Below are 17,994 nucleotides of genomic sequence, written 5' to 3' on the forward strand. Positions count from 1 at the left end.
CCTATGACGACCCACACTGCACAAGCTCCCATGGACGGCGAAACACCCGCTTTCTATCTGAAGGAGGAGCATCATCCGGAAGGCAGCACCATGCTGGGCTTCTGGATCTACATCATGAGCGACTGCCTGATCTTCGCAGTCCTCTTCGCCACCTACGCCGTGCTCGGCCACAATTATGCGGCCGGCCCGTCTCCGGCGGACCTGTTCGAGCTGCCGCTCGTCGCCCTCAACACGGCGATGCTGCTCTTCTCCTCCATCACCTATGGCTTCGCCATGCTGGCGATGGAGAAGAACAATCAGTCGGGCACGATGATGTGGCTGGCGATCACGGGCATCTTCGGCGCACTCTTCATCTTCTTCGAACTCTACGAGTTCTATCACCTGATCCTCGACGGCGCCGGCCCGCAGCGCAGCGCCTTCCTGTCGGCCTTCTTCACGCTGGTCGGCACGCACGGTCTGCACGTCACCACCGGTATCGTCTGGCTGATCACGCTGATGGTGCAGGTCAGCCGCCACGGCCTGATCCCGGAAAACAAGCGTCGCCTGATGTGCCTTTCGATGTTCTGGCACTTCCTCGACGTCGTCTGGATCGGCGTGTTTTCTCTCGTCTACCTCATGGGAGTTCTCGGATGAGCTCGAACACAGACCATTCGCATCATTCCGGCGACGCCCACGGCCACGATCACCATGGCGGCCACGAGGCGGCACACGGCACCTTCAAGAGCTACATGACGGGGTTTGTCCTCTCCGTCATCCTGACCGCCATTCCATTCTGGCTGGTCATGGGCAAGGTCATCTCCGATCCGGCCGTCACCGGGGCGATCGTCATGATCCTCGGCGCGATCCAGATCGTTGTGCACATGATCTACTTCCTGCACATGAACACCCGCTCGGAAGGCGGCTGGAACATGATGGCGCTGATCTTCACCATTGTCATCGTCATCATCGCGCTGTCCGGCTCGCTCTGGGTCATGCATCACCTCAACGCGAACATGATGCCCATGTCGCCCGAGATGATGCGCAACATGCCATAACACTGAGCGGCGGGCCTTCCGGCGAAGGCCCGCCGTCTTCCCGGCGCGAAAACTCCGCCGGCTGCTGCGCGACGCGTTCTTGAAGCGCTAGAAGACGCAGCCGAATGTTTCAGACCACGCATGATTTTCAGCGAAGACGATCAAACCTTTCGAAATCATGCAGCAGCGCGTCCCCGGAGACTGGCGCCATGACCGACATTTCCTCGACCACTTCCCAAGCCAAGCCGCGCTCGACGCTTACCCTCATCATCTGGGTATCGCTGCTCCTGCTCTTGACCGCCCTCCTCATCGGCCTCGGCACCTGGCAGGTGGAGCGGCGGCACTGGAAGCTGGACTTGATCGCCAAGGTCGATGCGCGCGTACACGCTCCCGCTGTCCCCGCTCCCGGCCCGGTACAATGGGCCGATATCACGGCGGAAAACTCGGAATACAAGCATGTGCAGGCAAGCGGCACTTTCCTCAATGACAAGGAAGCGCAGGTCTATGCCTCAACCGCGCTAGGTGCAGGCTATTGGGTGCTGACGCCATTGAAGCTCGCGGACGGCACGATCGTCATCATTAACCGTGGCTTTGTGCCGACCGAAAAGCGCAATCCATCGACGCGCCCGGAAGGTGAGATCGCCGGTGAGACCACCGTTACCGGCCTGCTCAGGATCAACGAGCCGAAGGGTACATTACTGCGCTCGAACGTGCCGGCGGACGAGCGCTGGTACTCGCGCGACGTGACCGCCATCGCCGAGACCCGCGGACTGCAGAGCGTGGCGCCCTATTTCATCGATGCCGACGATACGAAGAACCCGGGCGGATTGCCAGTCGGAGGGCTGACGCAGATCACGTTCCACAACAGCCATCTGGTCTATGCCATCACCTGGTATGGGCTGGCGATCATGACACTCGGCATGGCCGGATTTCTCGTCTATTCCGAACGGCGGCGGGCAAAGACAGCTCGCTGATCCCCGAGCATTTCCGGCTTCAAGGAAGCCGCAGAAATGCTCTATCTGATCGCCTTCACGCCGTCGCAAAACTGCTTCGCGGCCGTGTGGGAACCGCCCTAGATCGTCATCTTCGGGAAGCGAAGCAGCCAGCGCCGACCGTCACTCGTCATTTCGACAATCCCGAACGGCTCGACATCGACTGACCAGAATGCAGCAGGCGGCGCCTGAAGGGCCTGCAGAACGGCGGCGCGAATGACGCTCGCATGGGTAATGACGACGATATGGCCACTATCCTCTATGTGGTTTCCCATCCATTCGCCGACACGCTTCATGACTGCCGACAAGGCTTCGCCGCCATGCGGCGCCACCGACGTATCCGTCATCCATAGAGCCAGGGAATCCGCATCCCTTTCATGCAGCTCGGCAAGCGATTGGCCCCGCCAATCGCCATAGTCGCATTCGCGCAAGGCGACATCCGGGATGGCATCGAGGCCAAGCACCACGGCCGTCTGACGGGCACGCAGGGCCGGGCTGCTCCATACGCGATCGATCGCCCCGAGCCCGAAGGACAGCGATTGAGCCTGCTGTGTTGCCTTCGCCTCCAGCGGTTCGTCATCGGGAAAGCATCCGTTCCGATTGGCTTGTGTCGCCCCATGGCAAATCCAACTCAAACGCGTTTTCATGACACTCCCCAATTCCATCCCCTGACGCGCTCTTGTCGCGATTTTGCATCGCATTGGCGCTTGATTGACAACTGTCTTTACAAATAGATATAAACTTGCAGCTGCGGGTGTGGAAGCCGGTGGAATCCCGGTGCGGTCGCGCCACTGTAATCGAAGGCGGAAGTTTCACCCTCGAGAGCCAGACCCTTCCCGCAAGAACCCTTCCGCAAATGGAACGCGCTTTTCTTAAAGAGGGAAATACAATGTCCGACACGACTTTCGCCCCGACAGCGATTCCACAGCCGATTCCGCTCGGCCAGATCCTCCCCTGGGCCATTTTCGCCGGCCTGCTGATGCTGCTGGCGATCTATTTCGTTGGCGCAGAAGAAGGCGCGACTTCGCTCATCTCCGGCATGTATGTGCATGAATTCGTGCATGACGGCCGCCATCTTCTCGGTTTCCCCTGCCACTAAGGGATCAGGCACATGGTTGGACGTCTTTTGCTCCGCGGCATGATCGTCGGAGCCCTCGCCGGCATTCTCGTTTTTGCCTTCGCCCACACCTTCGGCGAGCCGCTGGTCGATTGGGCCATCGGCTTTGAAGAAAAGGCCGCGCAGGCTGCCGGCGAAACACCGGAACCGGAAATCGTCAGTCGCGCCACACAGGCCGGCATCGGCCTCTTCACCGGTATCATGGTCTTTTCGACGGCGATCGGCGGATTGTTCGCGCTGGTCTTCTCCTACGTCTACGGTCGCGTCAGCCCTCTCGGAGCGCGCGGCACGGCAGCTCTGCTCGCAATCGCCGCTTTCGTGACGATTTCGCTCGTCCCCGACATCAAATATCCGGCAAACCCGCCGGCCGTCGGCAACCCCGACACGATCGGCGCGCGAACCGAGCTGTTCTTCATCATGATCCTCGCCTCCGTCGTCGGCATGATCGTCGCCGTGGGCTTCGGTCGCCGGCTGGCGGCGCGCTATGGTTCCTGGAACGGCGCGATCATCGCCGGTATCGGCTACATCGCCTTCATAGCGCTGATCCAATATCTGCTTCCTCCGATCAACGAAGTCCCCGAGCAATTCTCGGCCGTCGTGCTCTGGCGCTTCCGCCTCACCTCGCTCGGCATGCATGTCATCCTCTGGACGGCGCTCGGTCTCGCCTTCGGAGCCTGGGCGGAGCGCCAGCTGCCGCAGCCACGCTACGGCAATGCGGCCCTGCGCCGGGCTTAGTATGATAAATAGCTCGCGTCCCGCGCATGGCAACATGCGCGGGAGACGTTCATGGGCAAGCGGCGCGCTGCCAGCAATGTTCTGTCTCATGATTTCGGGGTTGCCCGTTTCTGTCGCCGCGCATGGCGGCGGTTCTTCCGGAAGCCAGGCCGGCATCCCGATCCCCAGTCTCACCCATGGCGAAATGGCCGTCATCGCCCCCTATTACGGGCGGATCATCTCTCTCGCCGAGAGCGCATCGGATACGGACGAAACCTTCCGTCGTCTCTTGAATTTTACCGAGATCCAGCGTGCCTATTGCCTTTGGGGCACGATGCCCGGCAGCGTTAGCGACGAAGAAAGCCCTTTCAATGAATGCTCGCACGCCTATCTTGCGGCGGCGAAAGCGGTGCTGCTGCAAATGCGAACGATGAAGGAAGAAAAGGCGCCGGTCGACGACCTCGTCTCCGATATCGACGCGGTGCTCGTGCGCAACAACCTCTCTCTGGTCCTATGCAAATTCAGCGGCGAAAACTTCAATACAGCTGATCTCATCCGGCCGAAACTTGCCGATATCGCGCTTCACGCCAAAAGCCTCGCCGCAATTTTATCGGCGGGCCTACTGATCCTTGCCGGCCTATGGCTCGGCGCACGCATATTGCGGCCGCAGATCCACCCATAGGCAAAACACCGCCGCGAGACGCGGCGGTGTTTTTGATCTCACCAGTAACGTGGGCGATCGCGCCAACGGTCATCGCGCCAACCGTCACGGTGATGGCGATGGCCGTGCCAGCCCCAGGGCGGCGGCGGTGGCGGTCTGTCATAGCCCCAGCGCCGCGGCGGCGGACCCCAGCGATTCGGGCGGCATTCGCCCCAACGCGTCAGATGCCAGCCACGACCGCAAGCATAGTCGACTTTCACAATCGGCGCCGAGGCCGCTGTCCCAACGCTCGGGATAGGCATTGCCTCTGCCGAAGATACAACCAGGCTGCCGAACAAGGCAGCGATGGCAATCACGGACGATCTCATTTTGATGGCCCTCTATCCAAGTCCCTTACAGCGGGGATTTAACCTCCCGCGGCATGAACGCCGGCTGAACCGAAAAAGGCCTTTTGGCGGCGAAATTACGATGGGTGGAGGTTCACATCCGGTGGGGAAGATGCGTCCAATTACCGGCATTTGCGCGCTTTCGCAACCTACTCGCGCGTCACGAGAGTTTCATCAAGGAGGCTTACACCAGCAATATCAATTGCCATAAAGGAGTTTGGGATGGTCGACCTCGTTTCAAACAGTGCGGAGGGGGGCAATGCCAACCATCCGATTCACGGCGCAGGCAGTTCGGCAAAATGGTTTCTTCCGATCTTCGGCGTCCTCGTGCTGGCCGGCCTTGCCTATGTCGGCTATGCCCTTGGCAGCGAGCTTGCCGATGCAGCCGCGGTTCCGTGGATCTTGCTGGGCCTCGCGCTGCTGATCGCGCTCGGCTTCGAATTCGTCAATGGCTTCCATGATACGGCCAATGCTGTCGCAACTGTCATCTACACGCGCTCGCTGCCGGCGGAATTCGCCGTCATGTGGTCCGGCGTCTTCAACTTCCTCGGCGTTCTCACCTCGTCCGGCGCCGTCGCCTTCGGCATTCTGGCGCTGCTGCCGGTGGAACTGATCCTGCAGGTCGGCTCCGGCTCCGGCCTTGCGATGGTCTTCGCCCTTTTGACCGCAGCCATCATCTGGAACCTCGGTACCTGGTATCTCGGCCTGCCGGCCTCCAGCTCGCACACGCTTGTCGGCTCCATCATCGGCGTCGGTCTTGCCAACCAGTTCCTTGCCCCTGCAGGCTCCGCGACCAGCGGTGTCGACTGGTCGCAGGCAAGCAGCGTCGGCATGTCGCTGCTGTTGTCGCCGATCATCGGCTTTGCCATGGCGGCGGTGCTGCTTCTGGTCGCCAAGGTCTTGATCCGCAACAAGGCGCTCTATGAGGCGCCGAAGGGAAATGCGCCGCCGCCACTGTGGATTCGCTGCCTGCTGATCTTCACCTGTACCGGTGTCAGCTTCGCCCACGGTTCGAACGACGGCCAGAAGGGCATGGGTCTCATCATGCTCATCCTCATCGGTCTTGTCCCGACCGCTTTCGCGCTCAACCGCACGCCCGACGTCAATTATCTCGAAGCCTACAAGGCCGCTTCGGCACAGGTCGAAACCGTGCTCGGCAAATATGTGAAGCCGGGCGTCGCCGCGCCGGCCGATCCGAAGGCTGCCGTCAGCGATGCCGTGAAGACCAAGACCTGGACGGACGCGACGACACCGGCGCTGCAGGCCTATATCCATTCGACCAGCGCCGAGATCGCCGCCTATCCAAGCGTCGAGAAGCTGCCGAACGGGCTCGTCAGCAACGTGCGCAACGACATCTACCTGATCGGTGAATCGCTGAAGCTGATCGACAAGCAGAAGCTTCTGCCGATGAGCGCCGACGACCTGAAGGCCGTGACCGACTATCACGCCGCCGTCGACCACGCGACCAAGTTCATCCCGCTCTGGGTGAAGGTCGCCGTCGCGCTGGCGCTCGGCCTCGGCACGATGGTCGGCTGGAAGCGCATCGTCGTCACCGTCGGCGAAAAGATCGGCAAGACGCATCTGACCTATGGCCAGGGTGCTGCCGCCGAAGTCGTCGCCATGCTGACGATCGGCGCTGCCGACCATCTCGGCCTGCCGGTTTCGACAACGCACGTTCTGTCCTCCGGCGTCGCCGGCACCATGGCGGCGAACGGTTCCGGCCTGCAATGGTCGACCGTGCGCAACATGCTGATGGCCTGGATCCTGACGCTGCCAGCCTCGATCGCGCTTGCCTTCGTGCTGTTCCTCGTGCTGCGCCAGGTCTTCTGAGCAGTTCCGATAAAGGCTTCAAGTCCTTGAGAGACTATGGCGCCCGCAACAGGGCGCCATTTTGTTTGCAGCGTTGCCCGGCAGGCGCGGACCCACGGCGAGCGCGGCAATGCGCTTGGGTCGATCGCGACTATCCGCGCGAATTCCACGTAACGCCGAAACCATAACGGTCAGGAACGCGGGACAGGCCTTTGCCCGAATTGCGTCAGCGCACGCCTTCCCTTCTGTTGCCGTTCGCGCCGAGGCCGGAAATCTTGGCGAGTTCCGAACGACGATTGGCGTAATTCTGCGCCACCATCGGATAGTTCGGAGCGAGCCCCCATTTCTGCCTGTATTCCTCTGGCGTCATGCCATAATGCACACGCAAATGGCGCTTCAGCGTCTTGAAGCGTTTGCCGTCCTCAAGGCAGACGATGTAATCGTTCGTTACCGATTTCTTCAGATCCACCGCCGGCACCAGATTGCTGCGGTCGACGATCGGAGCGGACGCATCCAATGTTTGCAGCGCCTCGTGAATATCCTTAATCAGCCTGGGAAGACTGTGAACGGGGATGGCATTGTGACTGACATAGGCCGAAACGATCTTCACGCAGCCATCGAACAAGGAAGGCGTCTTCGGTGGAACGTGGTCTTTTCTCTCGCTAAAAGAATCCATGATCTTTTCCCGGATCTCATTTGGTTCCTCGCGCGCCGCCCCGCTCGAATTGCATCAGGCGCAATACCCAAAGCCGGGTAGCGCGCCGTTTCGATTTGCGCCCTGTTTCAAGAGCGCGATCCCGGCTTGGTAACCGGGGCACAATGCGCCCGCATACGATGCGCGCGCAATCATAGCCGGTAGCGTTTCGCTCCGTATCCCATATCCACGGCAGCCTGCTGCCGTTCACCGGCCGAGTCCGAGAAATAGACCGCCAGCTTGTTGTAGAGGGTGACAAGCGGCATGCCGAGCATGAACGCCGTATGCGTGGGATCGCCATCGCAATGGTGCAGCGTCTGGAGAATGAGCTTGCGCTCGACATCCTCCATCGTCTGGCCGACAAGGCTGCAGACGGCGGCATCGACCGCGGCCTGCGGCAAAGGGCCGTCACCAAGATGGAGGGCGATCTCCTCGATCAATCGATTGTCACTCGCGGTTACGATGACGACGTCATCGGCATGACCGCCGAGTTCGCAGAGGACATAAAGGCCGGTCTCGGCATCTATGGTGACGCGGCCAACCGCCTCGTCGGCCTGATCGCAAACAAGAACATGCGGGTAAGCCCCGCCGACGAATGTGGCAGACAGCTCCACACCCTCATCGGAGAAAACAGTGCGAAGCCGGCTCACGAAGGCGCGCAGCAATGTCTTCGTCTTGAGCTCGCCCGCCGCCCGGGCCGCCGAGATCTGATAGGCTGAGGTGAAAGCCGGCTGCTTCATCATGTCGTCACCTGCAAGGCAGGAATGACGGGACTCCGCGAGCCAGCGACGGATATGCGCCGTGCATGGCGATTAAGGATTGCAATCATGCCCGACGGGGAGGCGGCTGGAATCTTCATCCCACCCCCCGCAAGACGGATTTCCGCTTGTGGCGCCTAAGCTGCGCCAGGGAAACCGGCCTCGACAGCAAAAAGCCCTGCACATGCGTTGCGCCCGCCTCACGCGCCGCATCGAATTGGGAGCTGGTTTCAATCCCCTCGACAACGACGAAGGGCGCAAAGCAGGCGGCAAAGCCGACGAGATGAGAAAGGCTATCGCGTCCGTCACGGCCGCGCCTGTTATCCCATACGAAAGCCGCATCGATCTTGACGATATCGGCAGGCACCTGCAGCAGCGATGCCGGCGTGGCGAAGCCGGACCCGAAGTCATCAATCGCGATGCGACAGCCGAGCGCACGGATCATCTTCATGCGTTCGATCGATGCGCCGACGACGGGATAGCTTTCGGTGACCTCGACGATGAGCCGTAAAGCAAGCTCCGGACGACGGCTAATTCGGCCGAACACATCGGCAAACCGATCCGAGCGCGACAGGCTGGTTGCGGAAAGATTGAAGCCGAGAACCAGCGTTTCATCACCGGCCAGATCGGACAGAACCATATCGAGAATACGCAGATCGAGATCGAACCAGCGATCCTGCCGCTCGAGCAGCGAAACGAAGGTGCCGGCCGTATGCACGATACCGTCCGAATCCGTTACGCGCGCCAGACTTTCGGCATAGAACACCTCGCCGACATTTCCGGCGTCATGAATCCACTGCGCGGCGAAGCTCAGGCCGCCTTCGGCGATCGCCTTCAAGATCAGGGCTCCATGCCCCTCTTCCTCGAGGCTCGCATGACCTTTCATCGGACATCCCTTTCGGGCGCCAAACCGCGATCAATGAACATCTCAAGGCGTGGAGCAGCCGCCATCAGCTGCATGCAGCGCTCCCAAGCATCGGATTTCCGGTGTCTATAATCCGGCTCTTCCATGTTCCAGACACCCTCAAACCTCAATCATTGAGGTTCCCTTCATCGAACTGGAAATATTGCGCCGAAGACCATAGTCAACCCGGCACGGTTATGCCTACGGGATAGTTATTTAATAATTGCTAATACACTAATTAACGAGCGCGGCAAAAGTCAATCTCTATGCTGCGTTCTGCCATACAACTAAACCAAAATATTAATGCTCTTCAACAATTATTAACCAGCTGCCGTTCCCCGCCACCAGCCACTTCGTCCAGCCGCCTGCAGGGCCAAATCCAGCGGTGGCAAATCCTGATGCCACAACCTTTCCCATTCCAGACTCATGATGCCGGCATAGCCATCGGCGTCGATCGCCGAACGCAGCGCGGCCATGGGAAACTCGCCGGCGCCGGGCACCACGTAGCTGTAGGGCAGCCTTGGCCCCGGGCTTGAAATGCTGTCCTTGACGTGGAGATGCCGGGTGTTGCGACGAACCTGCCGCCAGGTTTCGACAGGATTCTGCCCACCCTTGCGCCAGGTATGATGCGTATCCCAGAGGATCGCGCAATCGGGCGCCATCTCGAGGAAGCGGGGGATTGCATCCGGCAGCGCAAGGAAATCATGTGTCTCGACGACGATGTCGGCGCGAAATCCTTCGCGCTTCGCCGTCTCCCGCCACCATTGCAATGTCGACAGCGCCTCGGCCAGCTCGTCCGCATCACCGGTCTCGCCGCCATCGAAAACCCTGAGGGAGCGAATGCCGGCTGCCTCCGCCCAGGGAAGATAGCGCAGGAATTCTTCCTTCGCCTGCGCCGTCGCGCCGACGAGGCGCAGCGAAGTATTGAAAGCGCAGACGGCTACGGGAGAGGCTTCCAGCACTTCGGCCAGGCCCGCGGGAGAGCCGAACCTTTCGGTGAAATAGCCAACCAGATCGATCGTACCGCCAAGGGCGCGGATTTCGATAGCGTCGAGACCGTGATGTGCCGCCAATCCGAGGGCTTCGCCCAATTCAAGCTCGGCGCACCCCAGGGTCGAAAATGCCGATTTTACTCGCTGTCCATCGTTTTCAACGGCAGTCACCAAACCCTCCTCCACCTGATTTCTCGATGTCGATCAGCTCAGGTAAGGATGGGCATGCTCCATCCCTCGCACGTTCGCGACACGAGACAAGTAACCAAACGGATAATTAAGGAGCAGGCTCCGGCCGTCAAGGGCCGATTGCACAGCCGCCTCGCAAGGTGCTCTCGCCAGTCTTCATCGTCTCGAAGTATGGATATCCAAAATAAGGAAGAGAAATATCCCTCACCAAACGATCGGATGCGTCTCCCCGGTCGCGACATTGACGAAGCCCTCCGGCGCCCTGTCGGAGGGAGCGACCAGCACCCAGCGCCAGGGCGCGCAGGTGAGCGTCGCAAAGGAGAGACGTTCGGGAAAGCCCGGCCACCAGCGCGGCGAGAAGGTCGGCTCATACATCCAGTCGATCTCGGCGCCGGCCTTGTAGAGCGCCTGCATCTCCGCATCCAGCTGTTCGGCCGAACGCGCCGTCATCAGGCCGCCGACTTCATAGTGAACGCGGGCGACGACCTTGCCGCCAGAGACCAACACCCATCCGCCCTGCTGCTCCTTCAAAGCATTGGCGACCATGGCCATGGCTTCGTCAGAGGAGCCGACGACCCAGATATTATGCTTGTCATGGCCAAGCGTGGCGCCAAGGGCGGTGTCCGGCGTGCGTGGACCCGTACCCAGCCAGAACATGCGCGCGACCTTGGCCTCGCCGGAGAAGCGATCGACGATCGCGAACTTCGTGACGTTGCGATCATGGTCGCGCTGGACTGCGCCATCGCTGACAGGCAAATCCATGGTGATGAAATCATCAGCCCAGTGGAACGGACGCAGCAGCGCCGCCTTTGCCGTCGCCACATCCGAAGGGGCGGCAATGCGAAAATCTTCCGCCGTGACGGTCCGATCGATGCGAACCGTCTGCGTCGCCCAATCGGGCCAGTCGATCTCAGGCCTGACGCCGACGAAAGCCTTGCCCTCGGATGTCGGTTTGCCATCGGCCCAGACCTTGGCGATCGACAGCGTTTTCACGTCATCCAGCAGCACGATATCGGCAAAGCGGCCGGGCGCAATCGAGCCGACCCAAGGCGTCAGCCGCATGTGGCGGGCGGGATTGATCGTCACGCATTGAATGGCGATTTCCGGTGCCAGTCCATTCTCGATCGCAAGGCGGACGTTATAATCCGTCGCGCCCATCTTCAACGTGTCGCTAGCACTGCGATCGTCGGTGACGAAGGCGATCTGCGACCAGTCGGACAAGCCTTTCTCTATCAGCCCCTTGGTGACCTCAGGCAGGGAATGGGGCCGGAGTTCGATGAACAGGCCATGCGTCAGCTTTTCCCAGATTTCATCGAGAAACCAGCCTTCGTGATCGGAAGCGAGACCAGCGCCGGCAAAGGCATTGATCGACGGCAGATCGCGCAGGCCCGCACCGTGGCCCTCGACGACCCCACGCTGTTCGAAGGTGGCCCGGATCATGCCCCAGAGGCGATCATAGGCCGGGTTGTCGGGATTGCTGACCGATGGCCAATCCATGACCTCGTCAAGGCCGGCCACCATCAGGCTTTCGCCGAGGAAAGATTTCTGCTCATCATAACCGAAGTGACCACCGCCCCATTCATAGGCGGTCGGCGGCACGGCCGATCCGGGCAGCGGGAAAATCTTCATTGGCGAGCCGCGACGGCGCGCTTCCAGCCAGAATTCCAGATTGCGAGCGCCGTTCACATTGGAAAACTCGTGACTTGCCTCGCAGGTCCAGGTGACGCCGTGCGGCATGACCAGGGCCGCCTCCCATTCCGGTGTCAGATGCGAGCTTTCGATATGTTTGTGCGCCTCACCGAAGCCAGGCACGGCTGCCAGATGCGGCTCATGTGAACGCTCGCCGACGTCGCCCGTGTAACTGCCGGCGGGGCCGACATAGGCGATACGCCTGCCCTTGATGACAATTTCCTGATCGTCGAGCCAGGTACGGCTATGCACATCCAGCAATCGTCCCACGCGCAGCAGACGATCCGCGGGACGACGCCCGAGCGCGGTCAGCGTCAGATCCTGACGGATCAACACTTCATCCGCCGCATTGATGAGCAGATCGTCGGGGAGATTCATTTTCGGGGATGTCATTGGAAGCATGCCTGCAAGATATTCGGTGAGCCGAGGGTAGAGATGGCTAGCAAGCCTGTAAAGCCGCTCCGCTCTTTTTCGGGAAGCGGAATGATCTCAAAGGTTTGCCATCCTCAAGCAATTCAACGCAACGAAGCAGCGATCAATACTGAAATAGGGATAAACTGCTACCCTGCCCATTTGTTGGGCTTGTAAAGCCGGTGCTCGAAAAATAGTATCCTGCAAGCTTGAAACATATGCACGATTTCATTGACCAAAAGGATTTCGAGAATGAAAGGCCTCACCCTTGCCCGCGCTGCGGGATTTGCTCTCCTCGCTGCGGCAACCGCCATGCCGGCCTTCGCCCAGGCAAAGACGCTGACCATTTCCTGGTGGGGCTATAATGGCGAGAAGATGCAGGCCAACATCATCGAGCCCTTCAAGAAGATCTGCGGCTGCGATATCGTCTTCGAAACCGGCAACAATGCCGACCGCCTCAACAAGCTGAAGCTGCGTGGCGGCAAGGGCGTCGACGTCATCTATCTCACCGACAGCTATTCGCAGCTCGGCATTCAGCAGGGCCTCTTCCAGGAAATCGACCGCAGCAAGATACCGAACATTGCCGATCTCTACGATATCGCGAGGGCGCCGCAGGGCAATTACGGCCCCGCCTACACGATCGGCCGCGTCGGTATCGTCTACGATACGGCCAAGGTGAACCCGCCGATCACCTCCTGGAACGATCTCTGGCGCGCAGACCTGAAGGGCGCGGTTTCGCTTCCCGGCATCACCACGACAGGCGGCCCGCTGACCGTGCTGGAAGCCGGCAAACATGCCGGCGTCGATCCCTATGCCGATGCTGACAAGGCCTTTGAAGCCATCGAGGCGCTGAAGCCAAACGTGGTCAAGAACTACAACACCGGCTCCGAACTGGTGAACCTGATCTCGACAGGCGAAGCCAAGGTGGCAATCACGCAGGATTTTGTTCTGACATCCCTGCGATCCGCAGTTCCGACAATGGCCTGGGCCGATCTGAAGGAAGGCGATATCGCCGTCCTTAACACCGTCAACATTCCGAAGGGCTCGGAAAACGTCGAGCTTGCCCACCAGTTCATCAATTTCGTCCTGTCGAAGGACGTACAGCAGGCGGAAGCCGAACAGGGCGTCGATGCGCCGGTCTCGACCAAGGTGGTGCTGCCGCCGGAAAAGGCCAAGCTCTGGACCTACGGCGCCGAGATGATCGCCAAGCTCAGCCGTATCGACTATCAGAAGCTGATCGAGGCGCAACCGGATTGGGTCGATCGCTGGAACGAAATCTTCGGCATGTAACAGGGCGTGCCGCGAAATCACGCGGCATCCTCACGGAATTCGGTTGATGAAGCATTTGACGAAATGGGGTTTGGCGACGCCGGCGATTCTCGCGGTAACGTTGTTCCTGCTTGTTCCCGTTATCATTACGATCGCGGCGACCTTCGGCGAGCCCAAAGGGATATTCTCCCCCTACATTACCTTCTTCTCCAGCGGTTTTCGCCGGACGGTCCTCTTCAGGACGATCGAGATCGCGTTGATTACCACGGCGATCTCCTTGATCATCGGCTTCATCGCCGCCTATGTGATCGCGCAGATGCCGGGCCGCGCCAAAAGCGTGATGATCATTGCCGCCGTCTTCCCGCTGCTGACCGGTGTCGTCGTGCGCTCCTTCGCCTGGCTGATCATTCTCGGCAAGAACGGCATTCTCAACACCATCTTGCTCTCGATCGGTATCATCAACGAGCCGCTTTCGATGCTCTACACCGAAGGCTCCGTCATCGTTGCGATGGTCTATCTCTTCGTACCGCTGATGATCCTGACCCTCGTCGGCGTGCTTGAGGGCATACCACAGGATCTCATTCAGGCGGCGACTTCGCTCGGCGCGACGCCGGCCGCAACCTTCCGCCAGGTCGTCCTGCCGCTTGCCACGCCGGGCCTCATCGTCGGCGCCGTGCTTGTCTTCACCGGCAGCTTCACCTCCTACGCCACGCCGCAGCTGCTCGGCGGTGAAAAGCAGATGATGATGGGCACCTTCCTCTATCAGCGCGCCATGGTCACCTTCGACTGGGTCGGCGCCTCAACGATCGCCGCCATCATGGTCGTCGTGACGATCGGTATCGTCGCAATCATGAGCCGTCTCGCGCGACGTTTGAACCCGATGGCGGTGTGATCATGACAAAAACCGTCCACCCCGCGCTCATCGCCTTCACCGCCCTTGTCTTCCTGTTCCTGCTGGCCCCGCTCGTCATCATCGTCGGTGCTTCCTTCAGCGACACGACCTATCTCACCTTCCCGCCGCAGGGCCTGACGCTGCACTGGTTCTCGAACATCTTTCAGATCGAGGCCTTCCGCACGACGGCAATCACCAGCCTCGAACTCGCCTTCCTCGGAACCGGGCTTTCGCTTTTGATCGGCGTTCCCGCTGCCTATGCCATCAGCCGCTACAGGGTCGAGTTGCCGCGCTGGCTCTCGACGCTCTTCGTCCTGCCGATCCTCGTTCCGGAAATCGTCTTCGGCTTTTCGCTGATGAAATCGATCACCATCGGGCTCGGGCTGCCGATCTTCCCGAGCCTCCTGATCGGCCATGCGTTGCTGGTGCTGCCCTATTCGGTGCGCGTCGTCAGCGCCAGCCTCGCAAGCTTCGATTTCTCGATCGAGGAAGCGGCAATCAGCCTCGGCTGCCCACCGCTGAAGACGTTCCTGACCGTGGTGCTGCCGAATATCCGCGCCGGCGTCATCGCCGCCTTCATCCTTGCGTTTATCACTTCGATCAACGATGTCTCGGTCTCGGTCTTCCTGACCGGGCCAGGCATCTCCACCCTTCCGATCCAGATCCTTGCCCATATGGAACAGTTCTTCGATCCGACCATTGCCTCGGTTTCCGTGCTGTTGATGCTCGTCACCGTCGCCGTCATGGCGATCGTCGAAGCCACCTTGGGCCTCACCTTCCTGACAAAGTAGCCGCCCGTGACCGTATCGCTCTCCATCGATTCCATCAGCGCCCATTACGGCAAGACGGCCGTCCTGCAGGATCTTTCGCTTTCCGTCGCCGCCGGCGAACTGGTCTCGCTGCTCGGCTCCAGCGGCTGCGGTAAGACGACGACCTTGCGGCTCGTCGCCGGTTTCCTGCAGCCGACCAGCGGCACGATCAAGCTCGGCGACCGCGATCTGACGACGCTGCCGGCGCATGCCAGGGATATCGGCCTGGTGTTCCAGAACTACGCGCTGTTTCCACATCTGACGGTGCTCGAAAACGTCGCCTTCGGCCTCAAGCAGCGCCGGATCGCGACGCAGGAGCGCCTGAAGAAGGCTACGGCGATGCTGGAGCGCGTCGGGCTTTCCGGCCTTGGCGATCGGTTGCCCTCCGCCCTTTCCGGCGGCCAGAAACAGCGTGTTGCGCTTGCCCGCGCCCTCGTCATCGAGCCGCCACTCCTGATGTTCGACGAACCGTTGTCCAATCTCGATGCCAAGCTGCGTGTCGATATGCGCGTCGAAATCCGCCAGTTGCAGCGCGCCAACGGCACGACCTCGCTTTACGTGACCCACGATCAGGAGGAAGCCTTCTCGATCTCCGATCGCGTCGCCATCATGAATGCCGGCCGCATCATGCAGCTCGACACGCCGGAAGTGCTCTACCGCAAACCCGCCAACAGCTTCGTCGCCCGCTTCGTCGGCTTCGAGAACCTGCTGCCTTTGCGTGTGATTCATCGGGAAGGCGCCACCGTCACCGCCGAAGCGGCGGGGGGCGCAAGAATTACGCTGTCGCAGGATGATTTCGGCCCCATCCCGGATAGTTTTGTCCTTGGTTGCCGGGCGGACGGTCTTTCAGTTCGGCGCGCAGGCAATGGCCTGCCGGCGGTTTTGGGAACACGAACCTATCTCGGGCGCGCCTATCAATATCAGTGCGAAACAGCGGTTGGTGCCATCGTCGCCAATGGCCCGCTGTCCGAGCCAATGGCCGGCGGGGATGCGGCTATGCTCGTGCCCGTAGCCGAACAATGCTGCATCCTCTCTCCGGAGGCGTAGGCGGCGGAGCAGCTACGGCTTCCTATTCTCCCGCGTCGTAGGACGCCTGGTGCATCTCGATTTCGTCCAGATGATCGACCACCCATGCCGCAAGATGTGTCAGGGGCACCGAAAGCGAACGCCCCAGCTCGGTCAGGCCATATTCGACCTGGGGCGGTACGGTCGGATAAACGGTTCTCGTCACCATTCCCTCGCGCTCCAAGGCCTTCAGGGTGCGGGTCAGCATCTGTTGGGAAACACCGCCGATCATCCGTTTTAACTCATTGAAGCGTCGGGGCCGCTCGGTCAGCATGGCGATCGCAAGAACCGTCCATTTGTCACCCAGGCGTCCGAGGATCTGGATCACCTTCCGGCAATCGTCGTTGGTTCCCGGTTGATAGGGAGCAGCAGTCATAAGCATGTGACCAGGCCTCGAAAATATGCGTTCTTGCGCTTTAGCCAGTCAGTCTACCATATCTAGTCAGTAAAACATACCACCTCTAGGAGCAGGTTATGACTGACAGGAAAACGATCGCCATTTTCGGAGCAGGCACCGGGCTTGGCGCCTCGCTTGCCACACGCTTCGGGCGGGAAGGCTACCGTGTCGCGCTCGTCGCGCGCAACGCCGCATCGCTTGGGGAACGGGTTGCAGATCTCGATCGTGCGGGTATCGAAGCGGCCGCCTTCTCAGCCGATCTTGGCAATCTCGACGGCATTGCCGCCCTCGTGCATTCCATCGAGGAACGATTCGGGTCGATCGACGTCTCCGTCTATGCCCCCGTTCCATCCGACGTCGGCTTCACACCTGCTGCCGAGCTCGATGCCGCAAAACTTCTATCGGCGATAACTCTCTTCTCCCTCTCGCCTGTCGAAGTGTCGCATGCGGTGCTGCCCGGTATGCTGAAGCGTGGTGGCGGTTCTCTTGTGATCGTGAGCGGGTTATCGGCCGTGGTTCCGATGGCGGGTTTTGCGGGTATCGGTCCGGCGATGGCGGCCGCGCGCAACTACGCGCTAACGCTGCATGCCGAACTTCGCTCTGACGGCATCTACTCCGGTTCCGTCAGCATCGGGGCGCTTATCGAGCGCTCGGCGGGCAAGCGCACCATGGAGGCCAGCGGCGTGAAGCTTGACGGGGCATTCCCGATCCTCGACCCCGACGATATCGCTCAGGAGATCTGGACCCTCGTTGCCGAGCGCGATAGAGCCGAGGCCATTCTGCCACCGCTGCCCGCGGCGTGATCCGGAAGGTTTGCTGCGACCGGCAGGAAAGGGGAAGCCGCTTGGAGATGGCGGCTTCTGTGTCTGGACCGTTGTCCAAGAAGCTACGGCTTCGCGCTGTTCTATTTTGAGGGAAAGAATTGGTTGCGGGGGCAGGATTTGAACCTGCGGCCTTCAGGTTATGAGCCTGACGAGCTACCGGGCTGCTCCACCCCGCGTCACCAGCGCAAACCGCGTTGCGGTTTATCGCGTCAGCGCAAACCCTTTGGGTTTGTCGCGCTTGCGTAAACCCTCTGGGTTTATCGCGAGTACCCTTGGACCGTTGTTTCGGGTGGCCAAGGGGATAATTGCTTGCTTTCAGAAGCGACAAAGGCCGCTTGGAGCGGCCTATTGTAACACGGCTTGGCCGTTTGAGCGTAAACCTTTTGGGTTTATCGCGTGTGATCAGAGA

The 17,994-nt window shown here is 60.5% G+C and carries 20 protein-coding genes, 1 tRNA gene and 1 riboswitch; of the genes, 12 read left to right on the top strand and 9 right to left on the bottom strand.

The features are described from left to right. Positions 1–3: 3 nt before the first annotated feature. The 3 genes from cyoC to BJ928_RS07350 all read left to right on the top strand — a co-directional run bounded on the left by cyoC (position 4) and on the right by BJ928_RS07350 (position 1,987). The gene (gene cyoC / locus BJ928_RS07340; protein WP_052227871.1) at positions 4–633 is read left to right on the top strand and encodes a cytochrome o ubiquinol oxidase subunit III; all 630 of its coding nucleotides are present in this window, start codon (positions 4–6) and stop codon (positions 631–633) included. Then, complete coding sequence (cyoD, locus tag BJ928_RS07345) at positions 630–1,034, top strand: cytochrome o ubiquinol oxidase subunit IV (RefSeq protein WP_047634839.1); 405 nt, start codon at positions 630–632, stop codon at positions 1,032–1,034. Before cyoC ends, cyoD begins: the two co-directional genes overlap by 4 nt. 188 nt (positions 1,035–1,222) lie before the next feature. Next, entirely contained in the window at positions 1,223–1,987 is a 765-nt protein-coding gene (locus tag BJ928_RS07350; protein WP_120296440.1) for an SURF1 family protein, read from the top strand. A gap of 98 nt (positions 1,988–2,085) precedes the next feature. Here BJ928_RS07350 and BJ928_RS07355 read toward each other — a convergent pair whose 3' ends face one another. Further along, complete coding sequence (locus BJ928_RS07355) at positions 2,086–2,652, bottom strand: histidine phosphatase family protein (RefSeq protein WP_047634836.1); 567 nt, start codon at positions 2,650–2,652, stop codon at positions 2,086–2,088. Positions 2,653–2,763: 111 nt separating this feature from the next. Then, positions 2,764–2,836, top strand: a riboswitch (cobalamin riboswitch). Between the two features lie 58 nt (positions 2,837–2,894). Between BJ928_RS07355 and BJ928_RS07360 the strand changes: the two genes are divergently transcribed. From BJ928_RS07360 to BJ928_RS07370, 3 genes are all read left to right on the top strand, one after another. After that, positions 2,895–3,104 (top strand): CbtB domain-containing protein, encoded by a 210-nt coding sequence (locus BJ928_RS07360; RefSeq protein WP_047634835.1) that lies wholly within the window; start codon positions 2,895–2,897, stop codon positions 3,102–3,104. A 12-nt stretch (positions 3,105–3,116) separates the two neighbouring features. Then, a complete protein-coding gene (locus BJ928_RS07365; RefSeq protein WP_047634833.1) occupies positions 3,117–3,857 on the top strand; it encodes a CbtA family protein in 741 nt (246 codons plus the stop codon). 100 nt (positions 3,858–3,957) lie between these two features. Then, positions 3,958–4,518 carry a hypothetical protein gene (locus BJ928_RS07370; RefSeq protein WP_245432233.1) on the top strand — a complete coding sequence of 187 codons (561 nt, stop codon included), beginning with the start codon at positions 3,958–3,960 and terminating at the stop codon, positions 4,516–4,518. A gap of 38 nt (positions 4,519–4,556) precedes the next feature. Here BJ928_RS07370 and BJ928_RS39295 read toward each other — a convergent pair whose 3' ends face one another. Beyond that, complete coding sequence (locus BJ928_RS39295) at positions 4,557–4,865, bottom strand: hypothetical protein (protein WP_047634831.1); 309 nt, start codon at positions 4,863–4,865, stop codon at positions 4,557–4,559. Between the two features lie 240 nt (positions 4,866–5,105). Here BJ928_RS39295 and BJ928_RS07380 point away from each other — a divergent pair, with 240 nt between their 5' ends. Then, positions 5,106–6,713 (top strand): inorganic phosphate transporter, encoded by a 1,608-nt coding sequence (locus BJ928_RS07380; RefSeq protein WP_047634830.1) that lies wholly within the window; start codon positions 5,106–5,108, stop codon positions 6,711–6,713. Positions 6,714–6,918: 205 nt separating this feature from the next. Here the strand turns inward: BJ928_RS07380 and BJ928_RS07385 are convergent, their stop codons facing one another. The 5 genes from BJ928_RS07385 to BJ928_RS07405 all read right to left on the bottom strand — a co-directional run bounded on the left by BJ928_RS07385 (position 6,919) and on the right by BJ928_RS07405 (position 12,311). Continuing rightward, positions 6,919–7,368 carry a MucR family transcriptional regulator gene (locus BJ928_RS07385; RefSeq protein WP_082011959.1) on the bottom strand — a complete coding sequence of 150 codons (450 nt, stop codon included), beginning with the start codon at positions 7,366–7,368 and terminating at the stop codon, positions 6,919–6,921. Positions 7,369–7,538: 170 nt separating this feature from the next. Continuing rightward, on the bottom strand, positions 7,539–8,129 hold the full coding sequence (locus BJ928_RS07390; protein ID WP_183079369.1) for a helix-turn-helix domain-containing protein: 591 nt from the start codon (positions 8,127–8,129) through the stop codon (positions 7,539–7,541). 112 nt (positions 8,130–8,241) lie between these two features. After that, on the bottom strand, positions 8,242–9,030 hold the full coding sequence (locus BJ928_RS07395) for an EAL domain-containing protein (RefSeq protein WP_047634829.1): 789 nt from the start codon (positions 9,028–9,030) through the stop codon (positions 8,242–8,244). A 338-nt stretch (positions 9,031–9,368) separates the two neighbouring features. Further along, complete coding sequence (locus BJ928_RS07400) at positions 9,369–10,211, bottom strand: TIM barrel protein (protein WP_052227877.1); 843 nt, start codon at positions 10,209–10,211, stop codon at positions 9,369–9,371. Positions 10,212–10,433: 222 nt separating this feature from the next. After that, a complete protein-coding gene (locus BJ928_RS07405) occupies positions 10,434–12,311 on the bottom strand; it encodes an adenine deaminase C-terminal domain-containing protein (protein WP_047635011.1) in 1,878 nt (625 codons plus the stop codon). 330 nt (positions 12,312–12,641) lie between these two features. Between BJ928_RS07405 and BJ928_RS07410 the strand changes: the two genes are divergently transcribed. The 4 genes from BJ928_RS07410 to BJ928_RS07425 are packed head-to-tail and all read left to right on the top strand — an operon-like array spanning position 12,642 to position 16,346. After that, positions 12,642–13,619 (top strand): ABC transporter substrate-binding protein, encoded by a 978-nt coding sequence (locus BJ928_RS07410; RefSeq protein WP_245432248.1) that lies wholly within the window; start codon positions 12,642–12,644, stop codon positions 13,617–13,619. Positions 13,620–13,665: 46 nt separating this feature from the next. Further along, on the top strand, positions 13,666–14,490 hold the full coding sequence (locus BJ928_RS07415) for an ABC transporter permease (RefSeq protein ID WP_047634824.1): 825 nt from the start codon (positions 13,666–13,668) through the stop codon (positions 14,488–14,490). Then, the gene (locus tag BJ928_RS07420) at positions 14,490–15,281 is read left to right on the top strand and encodes an ABC transporter permease (RefSeq protein WP_047635008.1); all 792 of its coding nucleotides are present in this window, start codon (positions 14,490–14,492) and stop codon (positions 15,279–15,281) included. Before BJ928_RS07415 ends, BJ928_RS07420 begins: the two co-directional genes overlap by 1 nt. 6 nt (positions 15,282–15,287) lie before the next feature. Continuing rightward, a complete protein-coding gene (locus tag BJ928_RS07425; RefSeq protein WP_047634823.1) occupies positions 15,288–16,346 on the top strand; it encodes an ABC transporter ATP-binding protein in 1,059 nt (352 codons plus the stop codon). 22 nt (positions 16,347–16,368) lie between these two features. On the opposite strand, the gene BJ928_RS07430 is transcribed toward BJ928_RS07425, so the two are convergent. Then, positions 16,369–16,740: a helix-turn-helix domain-containing protein gene (locus BJ928_RS07430; RefSeq protein WP_197070145.1), complete on the bottom strand. Its 372-nt coding sequence runs from the start codon at positions 16,738–16,740 to the stop codon at positions 16,369–16,371. A gap of 98 nt (positions 16,741–16,838) precedes the next feature. Here BJ928_RS07430 and BJ928_RS07435 point away from each other — a divergent pair, with 98 nt between their 5' ends. Then, the gene (locus BJ928_RS07435; protein WP_047634820.1) at positions 16,839–17,564 is read left to right on the top strand and encodes an SDR family NAD(P)-dependent oxidoreductase; all 726 of its coding nucleotides are present in this window, start codon (positions 16,839–16,841) and stop codon (positions 17,562–17,564) included. A 120-nt stretch (positions 17,565–17,684) separates the two neighbouring features. Here BJ928_RS07435 and BJ928_RS07440 read toward each other — a convergent pair. Continuing rightward, positions 17,685–17,761 (bottom strand) — tRNA-Met (locus BJ928_RS07440). Positions 17,762–17,994: the final 233 nt, after the last annotated feature.

This window comes from Rhizobium sp. WW_1, assembly GCF_003610155.1.
Lineage (GTDB): Bacteria > Pseudomonadota > Alphaproteobacteria > Rhizobiales > Rhizobiaceae > Rhizobium > Rhizobium tropici_A.